Source organism: Ligilactobacillus sp. LYQ135 (assembly GCF_053711055.1).
In genome coordinates, this window is sequence record NZ_JBSJYT010000008.1 from 1 (window position 1) to 20,379 (window position 20,379).

General features: G+C 34.0%; 18 protein-coding genes and 6 tRNA genes. 20 read left to right on the forward strand and 4 right to left on the reverse strand.

Annotated features, from left to right (window positions below; all coding sequences use genetic code 11):
- Window positions 1–46: 46 nt before the first annotated feature.
- The 7 genes from ACWCL1_RS06825 (at window position 47) to ACWCL1_RS06855 (ending at window position 3,087) form a co-directional block, all read left to right on the forward strand.
- Window positions 47–119, forward strand: a tRNA-Asn gene (locus ACWCL1_RS06825).
- A gap of 53 nt (window positions 120–172) precedes the next feature.
- Window positions 173–244 (forward strand) — tRNA-Glu (locus ACWCL1_RS06830).
- A 7-nt stretch (window positions 245–251) separates the two neighbouring features.
- Window positions 252–324: transfer RNA gene (locus tag ACWCL1_RS06835), tRNA-Thr, on the forward strand.
- Between the two features lie 218 nt (window positions 325–542).
- Window positions 543–2,003, forward strand: coding sequence for a peptide MFS transporter (locus tag ACWCL1_RS06840; RefSeq protein ID WP_454546242.1), 1,461 nt, complete (start codon window positions 543–545; stop codon window positions 2,001–2,003).
- 95 nt (window positions 2,004–2,098) lie between these two features.
- A tRNA-Tyr gene (locus ACWCL1_RS06845) sits at window positions 2,099–2,181 on the forward strand.
- 6 nt (window positions 2,182–2,187) lie between these two features.
- Window positions 2,188–2,259, forward strand: a tRNA-Gln gene (locus ACWCL1_RS06850).
- Window positions 2,260–2,388: 129 nt separating this feature from the next.
- Window positions 2,389–3,087: a GntR family transcriptional regulator gene (locus tag ACWCL1_RS06855; protein ID WP_454546163.1), complete on the forward strand. Its 699-nt coding sequence runs from the start codon at window positions 2,389–2,391 to the stop codon at window positions 3,085–3,087.
- Window positions 3,088–3,103: 16 nt separating this feature from the next.
- Here ACWCL1_RS06855 and ACWCL1_RS06860 read toward each other — a convergent pair whose 3' ends face one another.
- Window positions 3,104–3,844 carry a WecB/TagA/CpsF family glycosyltransferase gene (locus tag ACWCL1_RS06860; RefSeq protein WP_454546164.1) on the reverse strand — a complete coding sequence of 247 codons (741 nt, stop codon included), beginning with the start codon at window positions 3,842–3,844 and terminating at the stop codon, window positions 3,104–3,106.
- A 130-nt stretch (window positions 3,845–3,974) separates the two neighbouring features.
- Here ACWCL1_RS06860 and ACWCL1_RS06865 point away from each other — a divergent pair, with 130 nt between their 5' ends.
- From ACWCL1_RS06865 to ACWCL1_RS06895, 7 genes are all read left to right on the forward strand, one after another.
- Window positions 3,975–5,453 carry a nicotinate phosphoribosyltransferase gene (locus ACWCL1_RS06865; RefSeq protein WP_454546165.1) on the forward strand — a complete coding sequence of 493 codons (1,479 nt, stop codon included), beginning with the start codon at window positions 3,975–3,977 and terminating at the stop codon, window positions 5,451–5,453.
- A 20-nt stretch (window positions 5,454–5,473) separates the two neighbouring features.
- Window positions 5,474–6,301, forward strand: a complete 828-nt coding sequence (gene nadE, locus ACWCL1_RS06870; protein ID WP_454546166.1) for an ammonia-dependent NAD(+) synthetase — start codon at window positions 5,474–5,476, stop codon at window positions 6,299–6,301.
- Window positions 6,302–6,316: 15 nt separating this feature from the next.
- Window positions 6,317–6,751: a hypothetical protein gene (locus ACWCL1_RS06875; protein WP_454546167.1), complete on the forward strand. Its 435-nt coding sequence runs from the start codon at window positions 6,317–6,319 to the stop codon at window positions 6,749–6,751.
- A 57-nt stretch (window positions 6,752–6,808) separates the two neighbouring features.
- A complete protein-coding gene (locus ACWCL1_RS06880; RefSeq protein WP_454546168.1) occupies window positions 6,809–9,001 on the forward strand; it encodes a Tex family protein in 2,193 nt (730 codons plus the stop codon).
- Window positions 8,994–9,449 carry a SprT family protein gene (locus ACWCL1_RS06885; protein WP_454546169.1) on the forward strand — a complete coding sequence of 152 codons (456 nt, stop codon included), beginning with the start codon at window positions 8,994–8,996 and terminating at the stop codon, window positions 9,447–9,449. Before ACWCL1_RS06880 ends, ACWCL1_RS06885 begins: the two co-directional genes overlap by 8 nt.
- A gap of 42 nt (window positions 9,450–9,491) precedes the next feature.
- Window positions 9,492–9,577, forward strand: a tRNA-Leu gene (locus ACWCL1_RS06890).
- A gap of 137 nt (window positions 9,578–9,714) precedes the next feature.
- Window positions 9,715–10,698 (forward strand): beta-ketoacyl-ACP synthase III, encoded by a 984-nt coding sequence (locus ACWCL1_RS06895; RefSeq protein WP_454546170.1) that lies wholly within the window; start codon window positions 9,715–9,717, stop codon window positions 10,696–10,698.
- Window positions 10,699–10,735: 37 nt separating this feature from the next.
- On the opposite strand, the gene ACWCL1_RS06900 is transcribed toward ACWCL1_RS06895, so the two are convergent.
- The gene (locus tag ACWCL1_RS06900; RefSeq protein WP_454546171.1) at window positions 10,736–11,998 is read right to left on the reverse strand and encodes an LCP family glycopolymer transferase; all 1,263 of its coding nucleotides are present in this window, start codon (window positions 11,996–11,998) and stop codon (window positions 10,736–10,738) included.
- Between the two features lie 161 nt (window positions 11,999–12,159).
- On the opposite strand from ACWCL1_RS06900, the gene ACWCL1_RS06905 reads away from it, so the two are divergent.
- Window positions 12,160–12,696 (forward strand): C40 family peptidase, encoded by a 537-nt coding sequence (locus ACWCL1_RS06905; protein ID WP_454546172.1) that lies wholly within the window; start codon window positions 12,160–12,162, stop codon window positions 12,694–12,696.
- Window positions 12,697–12,765: 69 nt separating this feature from the next.
- Window positions 12,766–13,452: a 2,3-bisphosphoglycerate-dependent phosphoglycerate mutase gene (locus tag ACWCL1_RS06910; protein ID WP_454546173.1), complete on the forward strand. Its 687-nt coding sequence runs from the start codon at window positions 12,766–12,768 to the stop codon at window positions 13,450–13,452.
- Between the two features lie 39 nt (window positions 13,453–13,491).
- Here the strand turns inward: ACWCL1_RS06910 and ACWCL1_RS06915 are convergent, their stop codons facing one another.
- Together ACWCL1_RS06915 and rpiA are read right to left on the reverse strand one after the other, a co-directional pair.
- On the reverse strand, window positions 13,492–14,826 hold the full coding sequence (locus ACWCL1_RS06915) for a C1 family peptidase (RefSeq protein ID WP_454546174.1): 1,335 nt from the start codon (window positions 14,824–14,826) through the stop codon (window positions 13,492–13,494).
- Between the two features lie 11 nt (window positions 14,827–14,837).
- Entirely contained in the window at window positions 14,838–15,527 is a 690-nt protein-coding gene (gene rpiA / locus ACWCL1_RS06920) for a ribose-5-phosphate isomerase RpiA (protein WP_454546175.1), read from the reverse strand.
- Window positions 15,528–15,709: 182 nt separating this feature from the next.
- Here rpiA and ACWCL1_RS06925 point away from each other — a divergent pair, with 182 nt between their 5' ends.
- From ACWCL1_RS06925 to gltX, 4 genes are all read left to right on the forward strand, one after another.
- Entirely contained in the window at window positions 15,710–16,246 is a 537-nt protein-coding gene (locus ACWCL1_RS06925; RefSeq protein ID WP_454546176.1) for a dUTP diphosphatase, read from the forward strand.
- A gap of 11 nt (window positions 16,247–16,257) precedes the next feature.
- Window positions 16,258–17,628 (forward strand): DNA repair protein RadA, encoded by a 1,371-nt coding sequence (gene radA, locus ACWCL1_RS06930; RefSeq protein ID WP_454546177.1) that lies wholly within the window; start codon window positions 16,258–16,260, stop codon window positions 17,626–17,628.
- Between the two features lie 15 nt (window positions 17,629–17,643).
- Window positions 17,644–18,744, forward strand: coding sequence for a PIN domain-containing protein (locus ACWCL1_RS06935; RefSeq protein WP_454546178.1), 1,101 nt, complete (start codon window positions 17,644–17,646; stop codon window positions 18,742–18,744).
- A gap of 102 nt (window positions 18,745–18,846) precedes the next feature.
- On the forward strand, window positions 18,847–20,337 hold the full coding sequence (gene gltX / locus ACWCL1_RS06940) for a glutamate--tRNA ligase (protein WP_454546179.1): 1,491 nt from the start codon (window positions 18,847–18,849) through the stop codon (window positions 20,335–20,337).
- Window positions 20,338–20,379: the final 42 nt, after the last annotated feature.

Below are 20,379 nucleotides of genomic sequence, written 5' to 3' on the forward strand. Positions count from 1 at the left end.
TTAGAGGAACGCCTCTTGCAAGGGTAGGAAGTCGCCGTGCTGTTATTCCGGCATAGCTCAGTTGGTAGAGCATCTGACTGTTAATCAGGGTGTCGACGGTTCGAGTCCGCCTGCCGGAGTTGATTTCATAGACTAATGAGTTTTCACGGAAAGTGATCAGCATAGTTTATATGACCCGTTGGTCAAGTGGTTAAGACACCGCCCTTTCACGGCGGTAACATGGGTTCAAATCCCGTACGGGTCATCTTTATGCCAGTTTAGCTCAGTTGGTAGAGCATCGGTATCGTAAACCGGCGGTCACAGGTTCGAATCCTGCAACTGGCAGTAATCTGGTTATTGTTCGTTTAAAGACTGTGAGTTTATCACAGCCTTTTTTTTTTTATTGAGTTTTAATAGAGTAAGATAATTTAAAATTTTATTAGATGTTTTTAATTACTATATATTGACATTTCATCATAAATATCGCTATACTTAGACATGTTATGCAAAAAGTTTATTAGAAAATTTTAATTTGTAGAAATGAGAGAATATCTATGTCTAATATAGATTCATCGAAAACTTTTTTAGGACATCCTCGTGGATTAGCAACTCTTTTTTTCACAGAAATGTGGGAACGATTTAGTTATTATGGTATGCGTGCCATTTTACTATTCTATATGTTTTATTCGGTTGCAAATGGAGGACTAGGATTTAGCAAAAGTACAGCAGCATCCATTATGTCGATTTATGGTGCTTTAGTATATTTAACAAGTGTATTAGGCGGCTTTATTAGTGATCGAATTTGGGGAAGTCGCAAGACCGTGCTTGTTGGTGGAATTTTAATTATGCTAGGACATATTGTATTAGCCACCCCATTTGGAAGGCTTGCACTCTTTATTTCAATTGCATTAATTACTTTTGGAACTGGAATGTTAAAGCCAAATGTTTCTGAGATGGTGGGTGATTTATATGATGAAAATGATTATCGTCGGGATACAGGTTTTAATATTTTTGTCTTTGGAATTAATATGGGAGCCTTTATTGCGCCGATTGTAGTTGGATATTTGGGACAAAAGTATAACTTTCACGTAGGCTTTTCAATCGCAGCATTTGGAATGCTTCTGGGATTAATTCAATATACAATTGATGGCAAAAAGTATTTATCAAATGATAGTTTATTTCCAAGCGATCCGCTTGAACCAGAAGAAGTGAAAAGTTTAGTTCGTAAAGTTATTATTTGGATCATAGGAATTGCGTTAGTTTTTTTAGTAATGAATGAATTTAATATTTTAAATATTAATAATATTATTACAGTATTATCAGTAATGGCAATTTTAATTCCAATTTATTACTTTATTTTGATGCTAAGTAGTCATAAAGTTAATTCAATTGAACGTCAACGAGTCTTATCTTATATTCCAATGTTTTTAGCTGCAATTTTATTTTGGACGATTGAAGAACAAGGTTCAGTGGTGTTAGCAATTTTTGCTGAAGAGCAAACGAAATTGACGATTTTAGGGCATACTTTTCCAGCAAGTTGGTTTCAAAGCATGAATCCATTATTTATTATGTTATATGTTCCATGCTTTACATGGTTGTGGAGCAAAATGAAAAATAAGCAACCATCATCACCAATGAAATTTTCAATTGGTTTGTTTTTTGCCGGAATTTCATTTTTATGGATGATGCTTCCAGGATTGTTATATGGAACAAGTACGCGGGTATCACCACTATGGTTAATTATGAGCTGGGCTTTGGTAATTATTGGTGAAATGTTAATCTCACCAATTGGATTATCAACAACTACCCAATTAGCTCCTAAAGCATATCGCTCACAAATGATGAGTATGTGGTTTTTAAGTGATGCGGTTGGACAGGCGATCAATTCACAAATTATAAAATTTTATACTCAGCAAAATGAAATTGCATATTTTGGAATAATTGGTGCAATTACCATTATTTTTGGCTTTTTATTGCTCATAATTACTCCTAAAATCAATAAAATGATGAATTTATCACATTAAAATAAATTTTTTTCAAAAAAGTACTTGCATTTTTGGATTAAACAAGGTATTATAATTAAGTCGGATGCGTTAAGTGTTCGCTACTTAATTAATATGGAGGGGTAGCGAAGTCTGGCTAAACGCGGCGGACTGTAAATCCGCTCCTTCGGGTTCGGTGGTTCGAATCCACTCCCCTCCATCATATTGGGGTATAGCCAAGCGGTAAGGCAACGGTTTTTGGTACCGTGATGCGCTGGTTCGAATCCAGCTACCCCAACTGATATAAGAGACTATGACCTAGGTCATAGTCTTTTTGTTTTAGTTTTATTTTTTAGTGCGGTTGCTATCTATTTAAAATATAATAGTGGTATACTAGTACTAATTTATAAATAAAGGAATGCAAAGTATGGGATCTCCAATTTACATTAAAATACATAATAGTATTAAAGAGGCAATTCAAGAAGGAAAATGGCAAATCGGCGACCGCATTCCTGCTGAACGGGAATTAGCAGAACAATTTGGTGTTAGTCGAATGACACTGCGACAAGCAGTTCAAACGCTTGTTGATGAAGGAATTTTGGAACGCCGTGTAGGAGCAGGGACATTTGTTGCTCGCAAAAAAGTGCAAGAAAGAATGTCTGGAATTACAAGTTTTACTGAGATTATGAAAAATCAAGGGAAGCGTCCTTCAAGTCGCACGGTTTCATATCAAGTTACCAGTCCTTCACTTAGTGAGCGCGAACATTTAAGGTTACAAGAAGGTCAAAATGTTTTGCGAATGGAACGAATTCGGTATGCTGATGAAGTGCCCATTTGTTTTGAAGTTGCCACTTTGCCATATGATTTGGTAAAGGATTATCAACGTTCACAAGTAACTAAATCACTTTATCAAACATTAGCTAAGCATGGCCTTCATATTGGACATGCTCAACAAATCGTTTCGGCTTCAAGTGCTTCTGAAAAAATTGCGGATTTCTTAAAAATTAAGCGTGGAGCACCAATTTTAAAATTAAGACAAGTGACTCAACTTGAAACAGATGAGCCTTTTGAATATGTTAGAACTGAATATGCAGGCGAAAGATTCGAATTTTACCTTGAAAAATAAAGAAGAACTTAGTGAATTAATTCACTAAGTTCTTCTTTATTTTTTGTAAATATACTAATGCAAGATATTTAGGCAAAGCTAGCATTCTTTTAAAACGTTGGGGTTCTTGAATTAACCGATAGAGCCATTCAATATGATGATCGATCCAAAACTGAGGAGCACGTTTAATATTTCCAGATAAAACATCAAAACTACCACCTACTCCCATCCAAATAGCATCAACACTTTGACGATGAGCTGCAATAAAGAAATCTTGTCGGGGAAATCCTAAAGCAACAAAAATAAAATCAGGTTGAACATGTTTGATTTCATCAATAATTGGTTGTGCATTTTTAAAATATCCATGATGATACCCAGCAATAATTAAGTTAGGATATTTTTTTTGAATTTGTGGAATCATAGATTGAATGACTGCTTCCTTGGCACCTAAAAAATATACTTTTTTATGCGCTTGATTAGCATATTGAAGTAATTCAAGCATTGTATCATAACCCGTAACTCGCTCTGGAAGGGGTTTTTTTAAAATTTTAGCGCCTTTAATAATCCCAATTCCATCAGCTGTTACATAGTCAGCTTGGTTGATGATAGTTTGATATTGAGGATTTTTACGAGCCGCCAGTACGATTTCAGGATTAGCAGTGACTACAAAACGATTTTGATGATGAAGATCATCTTGAATTAGTCGTGCTACAAGTTGTTTTTGGGTAATATTAAGGAAATCAATTCCTAAAATATTAACTTTATGAGTATTTTGCACATTATCAACAACCTTTTGTGTAATTTACTTTATTATAAAACATTCTTGTACATAGATGTGAATAAATGAGGAAAAAGTGATAAAATAGTAACAACTATATAATTAGAGATTATCTTAAAAGAGGATTACAATGACACATAAATATGCAGACGATAGTTTAGCACTTCATACGGATGCGTATGAATTAAGTATGATGGAAACATATTGGCGTAATGGTATTGCTGATCGAAATGCAATTTTCGAGGTATACTTTAGGAAACTCCCATTTGATAATGGATATGCTATTTTTGCGGGATTAGAGAGAATTATTGAATACTTACAAAATTTGCATTTTTCAGAATCAGATTTAGAGTATTTGAAAAATGAAATGGGCTATGCAGATGATTTCATTGAATATTTGCGTAATTTTAAGATTAAGGTTAATGTGCGTTCAATGGTTGAAGGCGAAGTTGTTTTTAATAACGAACCTTTAATGCAAATTGAAGGACCATTAGCAGATTGTCAGTTAATTGAAACTGCAATTTTAAATATTATTAATTATCAAACCCTTGTAGCAACTAAGGCTGCACGAATTCGTGCAGTGGTTGATGATGACGCTCTTCTTGAATTTGGAACACGTCGTGCTCAAGAAATGGATGCTGCAATTTGGGGAACACGTGCAGCATATATTGGTGGCTTTGATGCAACCAGTAACTTACGTGCAGGAAAAATTTTTGGAATTCCTGCAAGTGGGACGCATGCTCATGCATTGGTTCAAGCCTATCAAGATGACTATAAAGCATTTAAAGCCTATGCACAAACGCACAAAGATTGTGTATTTTTAGTTGATACATATGATACTTTACGTTCAGGTGTCCCTAATGCAATTAAAGTGGCTAAAGAAATGGGCGATCAAATTAACTTTTTAGGTGTTAGAATTGATTCAGGCGATATGGCCTATATTTCTAAATGTGTACGTAAACAACTGGATGCAGCTGGCTTTACAGATGCGAAAATTTATGCGTCAAATGACTTAGATGAAAAAACCATTATGAACTTAAAGATGCAACACGCTAAAATTGACGTTTGGGGTGTAGGGACTAAATTGATTACAGCATATGATCAACCAGCTTTAGGTGCTGTATACAAAATGGTGGCAATTGAAAATGAAGATGGTGAAATGGAAGATACTATTAAAATTTCAAGTAATGTTAGCAAAGTTTCAACACCAGGGAAAAAACAGGTTTGGCGTATTACCCGTAAAGATTCAGGTAAATCAGAAGGAGATTACGTTGCATTATACAATGAACAACCACAAAAATGTAAATCTTTATTAATGTTTCATCCACAGTATACCTATATTAATAAACAAGTAACTAATTTTGATGCCCAACCACTTTTAGTTGATATTTTTAAAGATGGTCAATTAGTTTATCAAAAACCATCATTAGATGAAATTAAAAAATATTCACATGATAAATTGGATAGTTTATGGGAAGAATACAAGCGATTATTAAATCCACAAGATTATCCGGTTGATTTATCTAAGAAGTGTTATGACAATAAGATGGAAATTATTCAAAAAATTAGAGAAAAAAATAATAAAAAGCCAATGCCAAACGACATTTAGCTTGAGCAGGAGTGGTATTTATGCGTGAATTACAAGCAAAGATTATTAAAGAATTAAGGGTAAAACCACAAATTGATCCGCAAAAAGAAATTCGTAGATCAGTTGAATTTTTAAAAGCATATTTAAAAAAGAATTCATTCTTAAAAACGTTAGTATTAGGAATTTCTGGGGGACAAGATTCAACCCTTGCAGGAAAATTGAGTCAAATGGCAATTAGTGAATTAAGAACTGAAACAGGTGATTCTACCTATCAATTTGTTGCGGTTCGTTTACCATATGGTAATCAAGCTGATGAACAAGATGCAATGGATGCAATTGAATTTATGCAAGCAGATCAAGTAATGCGAGTAAATATTAAGGATGCTGCTGATCAAATGACCCAAGCAGTCGAAGCTAATCATCTTGAAATTAGTGATTTTAACAAGGGTAATATTAAAGCACGGCAACGCATGATTGCTCAATATGCAATTGCAGGGGCAATGCGTGGAGCAGTTGTTGGAACTGACCATGCAGCTGAAGCAATTACGGGATTTTATACTAAATATGGTGATGGTGGAGCTGATATTACTCCACTATGGCGATTAGATAAACGTCAAGGAAAGCAAATGCTAGCATTTTTGAATGCTCCTAAGCATCTATATGAAAAAACACCAACTGCTGATTTAGAAGATCAACGTCCCGCTCTTCCTGATGAAGTTGCCTTAGGTGTTACCTATGATGATATTGATGACTATTTAGAAGGCAAGGAAATTGAACCACAAAATGCCCAAAAGATTGAAAATTGGTACTTGAAAACAGAACATAAAAGACATATGCCAATTAATGTTTATGATGAATTTTGGAAATAAGGTAGGATAAATTAAATGAGAAGAGTTAATATTAATCAATATTTAAGTGTTATTAATGCAGTTTTAGATAGTACGCAAAAAAGTAGTGCCAAAATGGATCCGTACTTTAACATTTTTCGTAGTGCTTTAAATGACAATGAAGAAATTGAAGCAGAAGACTATGAAGCAACTCAAGAAAGCTTTGCTAAAGGTGTTAAGCAGTATCAAGAGAATTTAGAAAAATTAAAAAAGGCTCAAGCTCCTGCCCAATTAATTGGAGTGCATAAGTTATTGGTTTCTCATTATCGTGACTTTGTAACTGGTTGCGAAGAAATGAATGCAAGTATTGATTATACGAATCACCAAGTTGATCGTAAAAAGTTTGATCAAGCCGAAGAAGTTCAAGAAAAAGCAATGGATAAAATCAATACAAATGTTCAAAAGATTATTCGGGGATTACGTTTAGGATAACAAATCAAGAGGTTGTGCATAGCGCAGCCTTTTACTTTATTAAAGAGGAATTTTAATATGGATGAAAAAAATTTAAAATTAACACAAGCACAATTATCATATAAACCATTTCAAGTTGAAAATGTGTTACAAATGCTAGATGAAGGTAATACGGTTCCGTTTATTGCACGTTATCGTAAGGAAAAAACTGGAAGTTTAGATGAAGTTCAAATTCGTGAAATTCAAAAGACTTATTCACAAATAGCTAAAATTGAGAAGCGTAGGGCTGATATTATTAAAACCATTGAAGAACAAGGGAAAATGACGGCTGAATTAAAACGTAAAATTGAATCAGCTGACTCAATGCAAGTCTTAGAGGACTTATATTTACCATATAAGCAAAAACGGCAAACTAAGGCACAAATTGCCAAGGCAGCTGGTTTAGAAAACTTAGCACGTTATATTTTAGCGTTTCATGATGATTATGAACAAGAAGCATGTCAGTATATTAATACTGAAAAAGAGATTAATAATGCACAGGGTGCTTTAAATGGTGCACATGAAATTATTGCAGAAGCTTTTAGTGAAAATGTGCAGTTACGTGATTGGATCCGTAAAAATACCACTAAGTATGGCAAAATTGTCACGGATGTAAAAGATGAAGAAAAAGATGTGAAGGGTGTTTATCAAACTTATTACTCTTTTGAAGATAAAATTAATCAAATGGAATCGTATCAAGTTTTAGCAATTGATCGTGGTGAAAAAGAAAAAATCTTAAAGGTTAAGGTTGACGTTGATGAAGAATTTATTTTAAGATATTTGCATTCACGTTTTATTGGCTCCAAACAAGGTCAAGCAGCTGACTTTATTGCCAATGCATATACAGATGCTTATAAACGTTTTATTAAACCTTCAATTGAACGTGAAATTCGACGAAATTTAACGGAAATGGCAGTTGAAAAAGCCATCAATATTTTTGGGGATAACTTGTATCATCTTTTAATGCAAGCTCCATTAAAAGGTAAAGTTGTTTTAGGATTAGATCCAGCTTTCCGAACAGGATGTAAGTTAGCGGTCATTGATCCGACTGGGAAATTTTTAGCTAAGGCAGTAATTTATCCACATGAAAAAAACAAGGGACAAAAAATTAATCCACAGTTACGTAAAGATGCAAAGGAAACGCTGAAAAAATTAATCAACAAATATGCAGTTGAAATGATTGCGATTGGAAATGGAACGGCAAGTCGTGAATCTGAAAGTTTTGTAGCTGAAGTTTTAAGTGAAATTTCCACTAAAGTGTACTTTGTAATTGTAAATGAAGCTGGAGCCTCAGTTTATTCAGCAAGTCAAATTGCACGTGATGAATTTCCAGATTTTAATGTCGAAGAACGTTCGGCAGTAAGTATTGCCCGCAGATTACAAGATCCATTGGCGGAATTAATTAAAATTGATCCCAAATCAATTGGAGTTGGACAATATCAACATGATTTACCGCAAAAGGAACTGGATGAAAAATTATCTCAAGTGATTGAAACGGGAGTAAACCAAGTAGGAGTTAACTTAAACACTGCTAGTCCACAGTTGCTGGAACATATTTCAGGCTTGAATAAAACCATTGCTAAAAATATTGTTAAGTTTCGGGAAGAAAATGGTAAGTTTGAATCGAGAAATCAATTAAAAGAAGTTTCACGATTAGGTAACAAAGCCTTTGAACAATCAGCTGGATTTTTACGGATTGTTAATGGAGAAAACTCATTTGATAATACTGATATTCACCCGGAAAGTTACCAAGTTGCACAGCAAATTTTGACTGCAAATCAAGCGAGTAAAGCTGAAATTGGAAGTGCTCAGTTAGCCCAAAAATTAAGCCACTTTGATATCCACAATTTTGCACAGCAAAATGATGTGGGGGAAGAAACGGTTCAAGATATTGTGGATAGTTTGAAACAACCCGGGCGTGATTTTCGTGATACTATGACAGCACCATTATTACGTGCTGATACATTGCATCTTGAAGATCTTAAAGCTGGAATGCAACTTCAAGGAACTGTGCGTAATGTAGTTGATTTTGGAGTATTTGTAGATATTGGAGTAAAGCAAGATGGATTAGTACACATTTCAAAATTGAGTAATCATTATGTGAAAAATCCACAAGATGTAGTATCAATTGGGGATATTGTGGATGTTTGGGTGGATGAAGTTGATCAAAAACGTTCACGAATTCAATTGACAATGATTAATCCACAAAAGAAAGCAGACCAAAATGGATAATTCACAACTTCAAAAAATTGTTGAGAAAATTTCAATTACAGATTTTGGACTTAAATTTAACCATAAATCCCGGTTTAATTCACGTTTAAGAACTACGGGGGGAAGATATTTACTAGCAAGTCATGCAATTGAAATTAATCCTAAAATTGCAAAGAATTATTCTGAAAAAATATTGGTAGGAGTAATTCGGCATGAATTATGTCACTACCACTTACATTTGCGTCATCAGGGCTATAAACATCAAAATAAAGATTTTAAAGAATTGCTACAAAAAGTGGGCGGTTCAAGATATTCTCCTGCAACGCTAAACTCTAAAATTAAAGTGGTGTATCAATGTCAACGCTGTTTTAAGGAGTATCCACGCCAAAGAAGAATTAATGTTAATAAATATTGTTGTTCTCAATGTCATGGATCGCTTAAAATGATTGAAAATAATTTTGAAAAATAGTTGCATGAATTTTTTATGTTTGTTATAATCATTTATGTTGTTGCGGGTATGGCGGAATTGGCAGACGCGTCAGACTAAGGATCTGGTGAGCATTTTTGCTCGTGATGGTTCGAATCCATTTACCCGCATCTGAGTGATTGAAAGATGAAGACCGTGATAAATTTCACGGTCTTTTTATTTTTCAATTGTCAGAGTATAATTCTTTATTAAAACAAAAAATAATGGTATTTTAAACTTTGGAAATTATATGACTGAGGTGAATTAAATGTCAGAAGGAATTAAATTGACAGCAAGTGCAAGTTACTTGCCACCACGTGTAGTAAGTAATGCTGAATTAAGTCAAATTATGGATACTTCCGATGAATGGATCCAAGCGCATACAGGAATTAAGACAAGACACTATGCAATTGATGAAGATTCTTCAGAAATGGCATCAAAAGTTGCTACAAAACTTTTAAAGCAATCTAAAGTAAATCCAAACGAAATTGATTTGATCATTGTCTCAACGATTTCACCAGATGCATTAACACCATCAACTGCAGCTTTAGTGCAAAAGAATATTGGTGCTTCAAACGCATTTGCATATGATTTATCAGCTGCATGTGCAGGCTTTATTTTTGCATATAGTACTGCCGATAAGTTTTTGCATAGTCCACAGTATAATAAAGCATTAGTCATTAGTGTAGAAAATAATTCGAAAATGATGGATTTCACAGATCGCACTTCAACTGTCTTTTTTGGAGATGGGGCTGCTGGCGTTTTATTAGAAAAAAAGGAAAATACAACTGATACGTTAATTGCTGAAAAGATGCATACACAAGGGAATATGGATGCAGTTAATAGTGGAAGAATAATGCCAATTTCTGACATTAAGGCTGAAAACCATCCTCAAGCTAAGGCATTTTATCAAGATGGACCTGCTGTATTTAACTTTGTTACTACAACAGTAATTGACCATATGAAAGAGTTTTTAAAGGATAATCACTTATCACCAGATGATATTGATTTAGTGATTCCTCACCAAGCTAACTTGCGGTTAATTGAAAAAATCTCAGCAGGATTAAGCATTCCGTTAGATAAATTTGCAGTAAATGTAGATTATGCAGGTAATACTTCTTCAGTTGGAATTCCACTAGGATTAAGTGAAGAACTTGCGCATGGTAATCGACCTGCTAAAGTTTTACTAACAGGTTTTGGGGCTGGCTTAGTATATGGGAGTTTGTTATTAGATTTACGAGATTATAAGTAATAAAAAAATCGCGATAACAATATCGCGATTTTTTTATTTAATATCCATAACCACCTTGAGTGCCAGTAGTATACTGACCTTGACCTGTCGTTTCGGTCCCAGTTCCAGCACCAGTGCCTTGGCCAGTTGTACCAGTTCCTTGGTTACTTCCATAAGTATTACCATATGAATTGCCATAATTGCTGGTAGTATCATTACCATAGCCGTAACCGTAACTATCTGTAGTTCCGTAAGATGTTCCGGTTCCATTTGAACTTGAACTATAGAATGGCGAGTCTTTTTCAAAATCATATGTGGAATCTTTTAAGCCCAATTGTTTTCGAATTCGGTTTGATGCTTTTTCTTTTTCAGAAGCAGGAATTACTTGATAAGAAAGCCCTCCTAATGTAGCATCTTCCCCTTGAAGAACATAAGACTTAATATTTTTTCCAGCATTTTTGTAATATGTTTCGATTAACATTAAGTCATCATAAGATAAGTTAGTTTTTAAGTTATCTTGAATTGACTTAAGGGTTTTATTGTATTTAGTTAATGAAGAAACTGACATTGCTTTTTTGATAATAGCAGAGATGATTTGTTTTTGTCGTTTTTGGCGACCATAATCACCTTCAGGATCATCATCACGCATCCGTGCATATGAAAGTGCCTGAGTACCATTTAAAGTTACCTTTTTGCCTTTTGTAACTGATACTCCATCATATGAGAAAGTTAATGGAGGAGTCACTGTAACTCCGCCCAAATCATCCACTACTTTTGTAAGTCCCCCCATATTTACTAACATATAAAAGTTAATTGGAATGTTAAGGGTCTTTTTAACCGTTTTAACAGCTAATTTAATTCCACCATATGTATAAGCTGAATTGATCTTATCATATTGATTGTCAGATCCAGAAATAGTTACACAGGCATCTCGAGGAATACTTGTCATTGTAATTTTTTCAGTTTTAGGATTAACAGTCATTACGATCATTGTGTCAGTCCGACCTTTATCGGTTCGTCCTAAATCACCTGTATCAGTTCCTAACAAAAGAATTGAGAAAGGTTTTTTTTGTTTTAAAATCTTAGATCCGCCACTAGTTGTACTTGATGGCATATAAGCTTTGGAGAGTGTAGTTTTGGCACTATTCAAAAGATTCATAGCAAAAGCACCAATACCATAAAATACAAGTAGTAGTAGAATCAATAAAATTGAACAAACTTTTTTACGCAAACTATGACTTTTTCGATTTTGTTTTTTATACCGTTCACTTCTTGAAGGCAGATTATTAAAATCGAAGTCTTCTTGATTTTTATTTTCCATGGATAACTCCTTAAATTCGAATTCACATACTCCCTTATTATATATGTAAAACCTTAAAATAAACAATAAGTTCTTTTTAGCATTATACCAAAAAAATATTCCAAAAATTATGAATAATTTGCGAATTTATATGTGAGGGGGAATAGAAAGGAATTTAGAAGATGAAAAAAATAATTGAAATTATTACTTTTGGAGCATCAATTATGTTGATGAGTAGTATTAGTGAGGCAAATTCATTTTATTGGACAGTCGATTTTAATGAGGAACCAACTACAGAAATTACTTATAATACTGAAAAAGTTCAAAAAAACAATCATTTAACTGAAGAACCCTTAACTAGTATAAACTTTCAAAATGAAGCAGTTATGTATGCACAAAAATATTTAGGTGTTCCGTATGTATGGGGCGGAGCTAGTCCTAAAGGATTCGATTGCTCTGGATTGGTTCAATATGTTTTTAAAGAACAAGGAAAAATTTTGCCACGAACTACTTGGGAGCAAGAAAAATGTGGCACAGTTATTCCAATTAATAAAGCCAAAGCAGGAGATTTATATTTTTGGGGAAACTTAAAAAATAGTTATCACGTAGCGATTGCATGTGGTAATGGAAAATATATTCATGCTCCTACTTTTGGACAAGTAGTTCAATATGGTGAGACTAGTTATTTCAAGCCAGATTTTGCGATTAGATTAAACTAAAATATTTGACTTTAGAGTTAATTTTAATTTATGATAAGCGATGGTTAAATTGAAAAGAAGGTGAACTAATTGGTCAAGTTAGTTTTGCTACGGCACGGACAAAGCATTGCTAATCAAAAAAATGAATATACAGGCTGGTCAGATGTGCCCTTAACGGCTTTAGGCGAAGCGCAAGCCCATACTGCGGGACGACTTTTAAAAAATGAAAATATTCAATTTAGTGATGTGCATACATCAGTTTTAGTGCGGGTCATAAAAACAGCAAACATTGTTTTAGAAGAAATTGATCAATTATGGATTCCAGAACATAAAACATGGCGTTTAAATGAACGACATTATGGTGCTTTGAGAGGGTTAAACAAAGACTATACTCGGCAAAAATATGGTAAAAAACAAGTTGCACTATGGCGGCGGTCCTATTATTCAGTTCCCCCTCAATTAGAAAAATTTGATGATGATCGGCGTTATAATTCGATTGCCCATGATTTGTTGCCTTTATCTGAAAGTTTGGAAATGGCGTCTAATCGAATTTTGCCATATTGGGAAGATCAAATTGCACCGAAGTTAAAAGCAGGTAAGAATCAATTAATTGTTGCTCATGGAAGCTCTTTGCGTGCATTACTTAAATACTTAGAAAAAATTAGTGATGAAGGCATTGATGGAGTAGAAGTTTATAATGGCCAGCCAATTATTTATACTCTAAATGAACAAACCTTAGACGTTTTAGATAAAAAGGTTTTATCAAGCAAAAAATAAAGGTTGCACGTGTGTGCAACCTTTATTTAGTATTTAAAATTATGCTAAACTTCCCATTGGATCCCAAGGTTTAAGTACTGCTGGTTTTTCAGTTAAAACTTTTTGGAGTTCTTTTGGAAGATACTTTTTATTGACAACGATTTGGTAACAAAATTCTTCCATCCAACTATCGCTCATTACAAAGTAACCTTTAGTACCAACTTTATCGCCCCATGAGTTTTCAACTTTCCACTTAGTTGGGTGATCGTCGACAAGATCCACGCCAGTTAATACCATTGCGTGAGTCATTAAACTTTCACCATAATCTAAGCGTTCTGCTTTTGACATTGAAAAATCAATGTCAAAAAGTTCATCTTGACGATATAATTCAGTATCCATGATTCCTTTTTTACGGTCAGATTCTTGACCAACATCAGAACCAAACCAAACACTTTCCCCGTGTTTTAATTGTTCAATTGTAATTTTGCGGAATGTATCCATATCTACATTTAAATGTCGAACTTCACGTCCACCAACTACATTTCCTAACATTTCAACTGTATATATGTGGTTAAATGGTTTGTCGGCAGTCGGAGCATTAATAATTGAAATATAATCATCTAAGTTCCAGCCAACATACTTTTTAAAGAAGTCTTGAGGTGTAATATCTTGAATAATGTGATATTCATCATTTTTGTCACGATATTCAAAATCAAATTTTGTAGGAGGTTCTCCAAAACTATAAGCTAACATCCGGTAAACTTCATTAAGCATCCGTTCTTTAGTCTTATTAATTTTTTCGTCACTTTCTTTAGCAGCAACTAACTCGCGTAATTCTACTGCATCTTTGCGTAATTTCAAATTTAATTGTTTGTTGATTTCAGCTGAATTTGATGAATTAAAAGTATCTGGCATTACAGCTTGAGGAACAATACCATACTTTTGAATTAACGCAACGATCATATCCCATTGACCACCATCTTGTTGGGGTGTTTGCATTAACCAAGAAACCTTACGATCAGATGTTGGTAATTCAGCGGTTTTCAACACATTTTCATAAAAATAATTTGATTTTTCTAACTTATCCCAAAAGAAAGTATAGTTTTGGGATAGTTCAAAATCATCTTTCATATTCAACTTGTTTTGCATATGATGACGCATTGTATTTAATGCTGCAAACATCCAACAACGGCCAGACCGTTTTTGATCTGCAACTTTTCCAGTGTCTAAGTCAATTGAAAAAACAGGATCCATCTTGACTTCAGCTTGGATATCGGTACTAACTTTTAAAATTCCATTTTTAGAAACTGCGCGTTCATTAACTGCATGACCGGGATGCTTATCAAGATTTGATTGGAAATTTTTTAATTGTTCTAAACTAATGTCTTTACTCATAAAAACACTCCTTAACGTGTAGCTTTAATTATTTCAGGACCATCTTGGCGACCAACAATTACAGTGTCAACCATGTCTAAAAAGAGCCCATGTTCAACCACTCCAACTTGATTAATTAAGTAATTAGCAAGTGTATGAGGTTCATCAATTTCATGTAAGTATAAGTCGATAATATAATTATTAGAATCAGTTAAAACTAATTTTTTTGTTTGTGGATCTCTTCTGAAACGTGGATTCAATCCTCTTTTATCAAAACGTTCAAAGATTTTTTGACTGCCATAAGGAATCACTTCAACTGGTAAAGGAAATGAACCTAATTTTGGTGAAAGTTTACTTTCATCAACGATCCACATAACTTTATCAGAGTTAATCGCAACGATTTTTTCAAAAAGTAAAGCTGCTCCTCCACCTTTAATTCCTTGAAAATCAGAACTAATTTCATCGGCACCATCAATTGTAAGATCGATGTGATCAACTTCATCGACTGATTTTAAGGAAATTCCTAAACTTTCGGCTTGTTTTGCGGTCCGATTAGAAGTAGTTACCCCTGTAATATGTAGTCCTTCATTTTTTACGCGTTGGCCTAAAGCCTCTACCATATGGCGTACAGTTGATCCTGTTCCTAATCCAAGGATCATGTTGTCTTCAACAAATTCAACTGATTTTTCGCCAACCAGTTTTTTTAATTGATTTTGATCCATTACGATTCCTCCTTTAAAGAATTGTAGAAATGAATAATAACGAATTAATTTTATTTTTTTCGAAAAAAAGATAACATTTCTACATATCTAAATTTTAGCATATTGTAAGAAATAAAGTTATTCAAAAGTTGCCTTTAATGGTATGATTATTAAATAAGATTGTTTTTGAGAGAAGGTTGAATATGAAACGTGGATTTGAAATTGTTTCACGCTTTAAAAATGAAGATATTCAATTGCCACAAAGGGCAACAACCAATGCTGCAGGATATGACTTTTGTGCACGTGAAGATTTTGTGTTACCAAGCATTTGGAAATTAAACTTTGTGAAAATTTTTAATATCCTTCGTGAAAAAAAAGAACTTACAAATAATGATTATGAAAATGCAACTAAAGTTTTAAAACCATATCTTGTGCCTACAGGAATCAAGGCATTTATGCAGGATGATGAATTTTTGATGTTAGCCAATCGTTCCAGTGCTCCATTAAAACGCGGATTAATTTTGCCAAATGGAGTAGGAATTGTTGATGCAGACTACTATAATAATGAAAATAATGAGGGAGAAATCTTTTTCCAACTAGTTAATTTTGGTATTCGTGACTATACGATTAAAAAGGGTGAACGAATAGGTCAAGGAATTTTTATGCCATTTTTAACAGCTGATCAAGAAGAAAAGCCCACAACTAAACGAACAGGCGGTTTTGGATCGTCAGGGAAATAGAGGAAAGTTAAATGGTAAAAGCAAAAACACAGTATGTTTGTCAAGAGTGTGGCTATGTTTCACCGCGATATTTAGGACGGTGTCCCAATTGTGGTGCATGGAATACGTTAGTGGAAGAAGTTAAAGAACAAACGAATACACTTAAAACTAAACCACGAACAACTTTTGGCGGAATTGAAGTTAAACCACAATTAATTAGTCAAGTTTCTACTTCTGAAACTCCGCGAGTTAAAACTGATTATGAAGAATTTAACCGGGTTTTAGGTGGCGGAATTGTTTTAGGATCTTTAGTATTAATTGGTGGTGATCCCGGAATTGGAAAATCAACTTTATTATTACAAGTTTCAGGACAATTAGCTAAAAAGCAAAAAGTTTTATACGTTTCAGGGGAAGAAAGTGCAGTTCAAATCAAATTACGTGCCAATCGGTTAGGAGTTGGCAGTGATAATTTCTACTTGTATCCAGAAACTAATATGGATCAAATCAAACAAAATATTGAAGAATTGCAACCTGATTATGTCATTATTGATTCAGTGCAGACAATGCAGGAACCTGAAATGACATCAGCAGTGGGCAGTGTTGCTCAAATTAGAGAAGTAACATCTGATTTAATGAAGATTGCTAAAACCAATGGAATCACAGTTTTTGTTGTTGGACATGTCACTAAAGGCGGAGCAATTGCGGGGCCAAAAATATTAGAACATATGGTGGATACTGTTTTATATTTTGAAGGTGACCAACATCGAACATATCGAATTTTACGTGCTGTAAAAAATCGGTTTGGTTCAACAAATGAAATTGGAATTTTTGAAATGAAACAAGGTGGATTAGCAGAAGTAGAGAATCCATCTGAAGTTTTTTTAGAGGAACGTTTAAAGGGAGCAACGGGATCTTCAGTTGTTGTTTCACTTGAAGGAACGCGTCCAATTTTAGTTGAAATTCAAGCATTAGTAACCCCAACTGCTTTTGGAAATGCTAAGCGTACAACTACAGGACTAGATCACAATCGCGTGGCATTGATTATGGCAGTTCTCGAGAAAAGAGCAGGCTTACTTCTACAAAACCAAGATGCTTATTTAAAAGCAGCGGGAGGAGTGAAACTTGATGAACCAGCGATTGATTTATCAATTGCGATCAGTATTGTTTCAAGTTATCGTGATGTAGAAACTGCTCCGACTGATTGTTTTATCGGTGAATTGGGATTAACTGGCGAAATTAGACGGGTTAATCGAATTGAGCAACGGGTAGCAGAAGCTGCAAAATTAGGATTTAGACGGGTGTTTATTCCTAAAAACAATCTTGGTGGCTGGCAAGCACCTGCAAATATTCAAGTTGTAGGTGTACAGACGCTAGCAGAAACTTTAAAATATGTTTTTAACTAGAAAAGAAGTGTTTAAATGCGAAAAAAATTAATTAGAATCGCATTAATGGTTCTCGGAATTGGCGCAGGCTATTCATTTTTACCGCCGTTATGGACGGTGTTACATATTCAAAATCCATGGCTTGCAAATGCAGTAGTTGATATGTTAATTGGATTGATTGGATTTACAATTTTATCATTTTTAATTGCAGATCCACTTGATCGATTGATTCAAGAAATTGAGAAATTATTATTGCGACAAAAGACCGAAAGTTTAGTTACAGAAGTAATTGCAATTATTTTAGCTTTAGTTTTAGGATTTTTAATCACTACTCCGTTAACCCGGTCAAATTCTATTTTTGTAAATACCTTTTTACCAATTGCACTTTTATTAGTTTTTGGATATTTAGGGTTTGTAGTTGGAAGATCACGGACACGTGAATTTAAAGGCCTTTTCAATCATAAGAAAAAAGACAAAGATGGTACTATTCTTGAACGCAAAGCAGGCCAAAATTTTTATCATTATAAATTACTTGATACCAATATTTTAATTGATGGTCGGATTTATGATTTGGCTAAAACGGGTTTTTTGGAAGGAACTTTAGTTGTTCCTAATTTTGTGTTGTATGAATTACAGTATATTGCTGATTCAGGTGATAGTATTAAACGCGTCCGGGGAAGACGAGGATTAGATATTTTAAATAAATTACGTGAAGAAAAAGTCGTTCCAATTGAAATGTATGATGGTGATTTTGATGATATTCAAGAAGTTGACAGCAAGCTAATAAAATTAGCTAAGTTAATGGATGCAGAAGTAATTACAAATGATTATAACCTTAATAAAGTTAGCGAATTTCAAAATGTTCGCGTTTTAAACATTAATCAACTCGCTAAGTCATTGAAACCACGGGTAATTCCTGGTGAAAAACTGCAAGTTACAATTATCAAAAATGGAACAGAGCGCCAACAAGGAGTTGCCTACTTAGATGATGGTACTATGATCGTAGTAGAAGATGGAAAATTCTTTATGAATAAATCAGTTGAAGTAGAAGTAACAAGTGCAATTCAAACTGATGCCGGAAGGATGATTTTTGCAAAGTTGGCTCATTCCAAACGCGAATTAAATGAAAAAAATTAATTAGTTAAGAATTATTTATTTTTTACTGATTTAAGTGTAAAATTAAACGGTAGTACACAAAAGATGGATTTAGATAAAATTAATTTAGGAAGAGGCGGAATTATGGCTAAAAATAAAGTCAGAGTGCGTTATGCACCAAGCCCAACGGGACATTTGCACATTGGGAATGCACGGACAGCATTATTTAACTACTTATTTGCACGACACAATAAGGGAAAATTTATCTTACGAATTGAAGATACAGATACAAAACGAAATGTTGCTGATGGTGAAAAAAGTCAAATGGAAAACTTAAAATGGCTTGGGATTGATTGGGATGAAGGTCCTGATAAGCCAGGAAAGTTTGGCCCATATCGGCAATCAGAACGAAAAGACATTTACCAACCTTTAATTCAAGAATTGCTTGATAAAGATTTAGCTTATGAATCATACATGACAGAAGAAGAACTAGCAACTCAACGTGAAGAACAAAAAGCACGTGGTGAAGCTCCACGTTACGTTTATGAATATGAAGGAATGTCTGCTGATGAAATTAAAGCTAAGCAAGCACAAGCGCGTGAAAAAGGAATTAAGCCGGTAATTCGAATTCGACTTCCCCATGATAAAGTCTATGAATGGGATGATATGGTTAAAGGGCATGTAAGCTTTAATTCAGATACAATTGGTGGCGATTTTGTTATTCAAAAACGTGATGGAATGCCAACATATAATTTTGCAGTTGTTGTTGATGATCATATGATGGAAATTTCACATGTTTTACGTGGTGATGATCATGTTGCTAATACTCCTAAGCAATTAGCAGTATATGAAGCATTTGGTTGGGAAGCACCTACTTTTGGACATATGTCATTGATTATTAATGCAGAAACTGGCAAGAAGTTAAGTAAACGTGATGAAACGATCTTACAATTCATCGAACAATATCGTTCACTTGGATATTTACCAGAAGCAATGTTTAACTTTATTACTTTACTTGGCTGGTCTCCAGTTGGTGAATCAGAAATTTTCAATAAACGTGAATTTATTAAAATGTTTGATCCAAATCGTTTGAGTAAATCACCAGCTGCATTTGATGAAAAGAAATTAGAATGGATTAATAACCAATACATTAAAGCTGCTAATGATGATTTGATTACGGATTCAGCATTAAAACAATTAATTAGAGCTAATAAAGTTGAAGCTGATCCAAGTGCCACAAAAATTGAATGGGCACGTCAATTAATTAACTTATACAAACAACAAATGTCATACACTCATCAAATTGTAGAAATGGCAGATGTTTTCTTCAATGAACCTGATAAGTTAGATAATGCAGCTAAAGAAGAATTATCAGCTGAAACTGCACCAGTTGTTTTAAAGGCATTTGCAAAGAAAGTACAAGAATTACCTATTTTTGATGCAAATGAGATTCAAGCAACGATTAAAGCAATTCAAAAAGAAACTAAAATCAAAGGACGAGCATTATACATGCCAATTCGAATTGCTACTACGCGTGCAATGCATGGTCCTGACTTGGCACCATCAATTGAGTTACTTGGACGCAAAAAAGCTTTGCAACATTTAAATCAAACATTAGAAGAAATTGGTCAATAAAAACTAATATAGTGTAAGCATTGAAACTTACAATGGAGTTTT

Coding starts and splice junctions, on each gene's coding strand:
- ACWCL1_RS06875 (WP_454546167.1), top strand. CDS start 6,317: ATGAGAAGAGTTAATATTAATCAATATTTAAGTGTTATTAATGCAGTT.
- ACWCL1_RS06885 (WP_454546169.1), top strand. CDS start 8,994: ATGGATAATTCACAACTTCAAAAAATTGTTGAGAAAATTTCAATTACA.
- ACWCL1_RS06865 (WP_454546165.1), top strand. CDS start 3,975: ATGACACATAAATATGCAGACGATAGTTTAGCACTTCATACGGATGCG.
- ACWCL1_RS06880 (WP_454546168.1), top strand. CDS start 6,809: ATGGATGAAAAAAATTTAAAATTAACACAAGCACAATTATCATATAAA.
- ACWCL1_RS06935 (WP_454546178.1), top strand. CDS start 17,644: ATGCGAAAAAAATTAATTAGAATCGCATTAATGGTTCTCGGAATTGGC.
- ACWCL1_RS06905 (WP_454546172.1), top strand. CDS start 12,160: ATGAAAAAAATAATTGAAATTATTACTTTTGGAGCATCAATTATGTTG.
- nadE (WP_454546166.1), top strand. CDS start 5,474: ATGCGTGAATTACAAGCAAAGATTATTAAAGAATTAAGGGTAAAACCA.
- gltX (WP_454546179.1), top strand. CDS start 18,847: ATGGCTAAAAATAAAGTCAGAGTGCGTTATGCACCAAGCCCAACGGGA.
- ACWCL1_RS06915 (WP_454546174.1), bottom strand. CDS start 14,826: ATGAGTAAAGACATTAGTTTAGAACAATTAAAAAATTTCCAATCAAAT.
- rpiA (WP_454546175.1), bottom strand. CDS start 15,527: ATGGATCAAAATCAATTAAAAAAACTGGTTGGCGAAAAATCAGTTGAA.
- ACWCL1_RS06895 (WP_454546170.1), top strand. CDS start 9,715: ATGTCAGAAGGAATTAAATTGACAGCAAGTGCAAGTTACTTGCCACCA.
- ACWCL1_RS06900 (WP_454546171.1), bottom strand. CDS start 11,998: ATGGAAAATAAAAATCAAGAAGACTTCGATTTTAATAATCTGCCTTCA.
- radA (WP_454546177.1), top strand. CDS start 16,258: ATGGTAAAAGCAAAAACACAGTATGTTTGTCAAGAGTGTGGCTATGTT.
- ACWCL1_RS06855 (WP_454546163.1), top strand. CDS start 2,389: ATGGGATCTCCAATTTACATTAAAATACATAATAGTATTAAAGAGGCA.
- ACWCL1_RS06925 (WP_454546176.1), top strand. CDS start 15,710: ATGAAACGTGGATTTGAAATTGTTTCACGCTTTAAAAATGAAGATATT.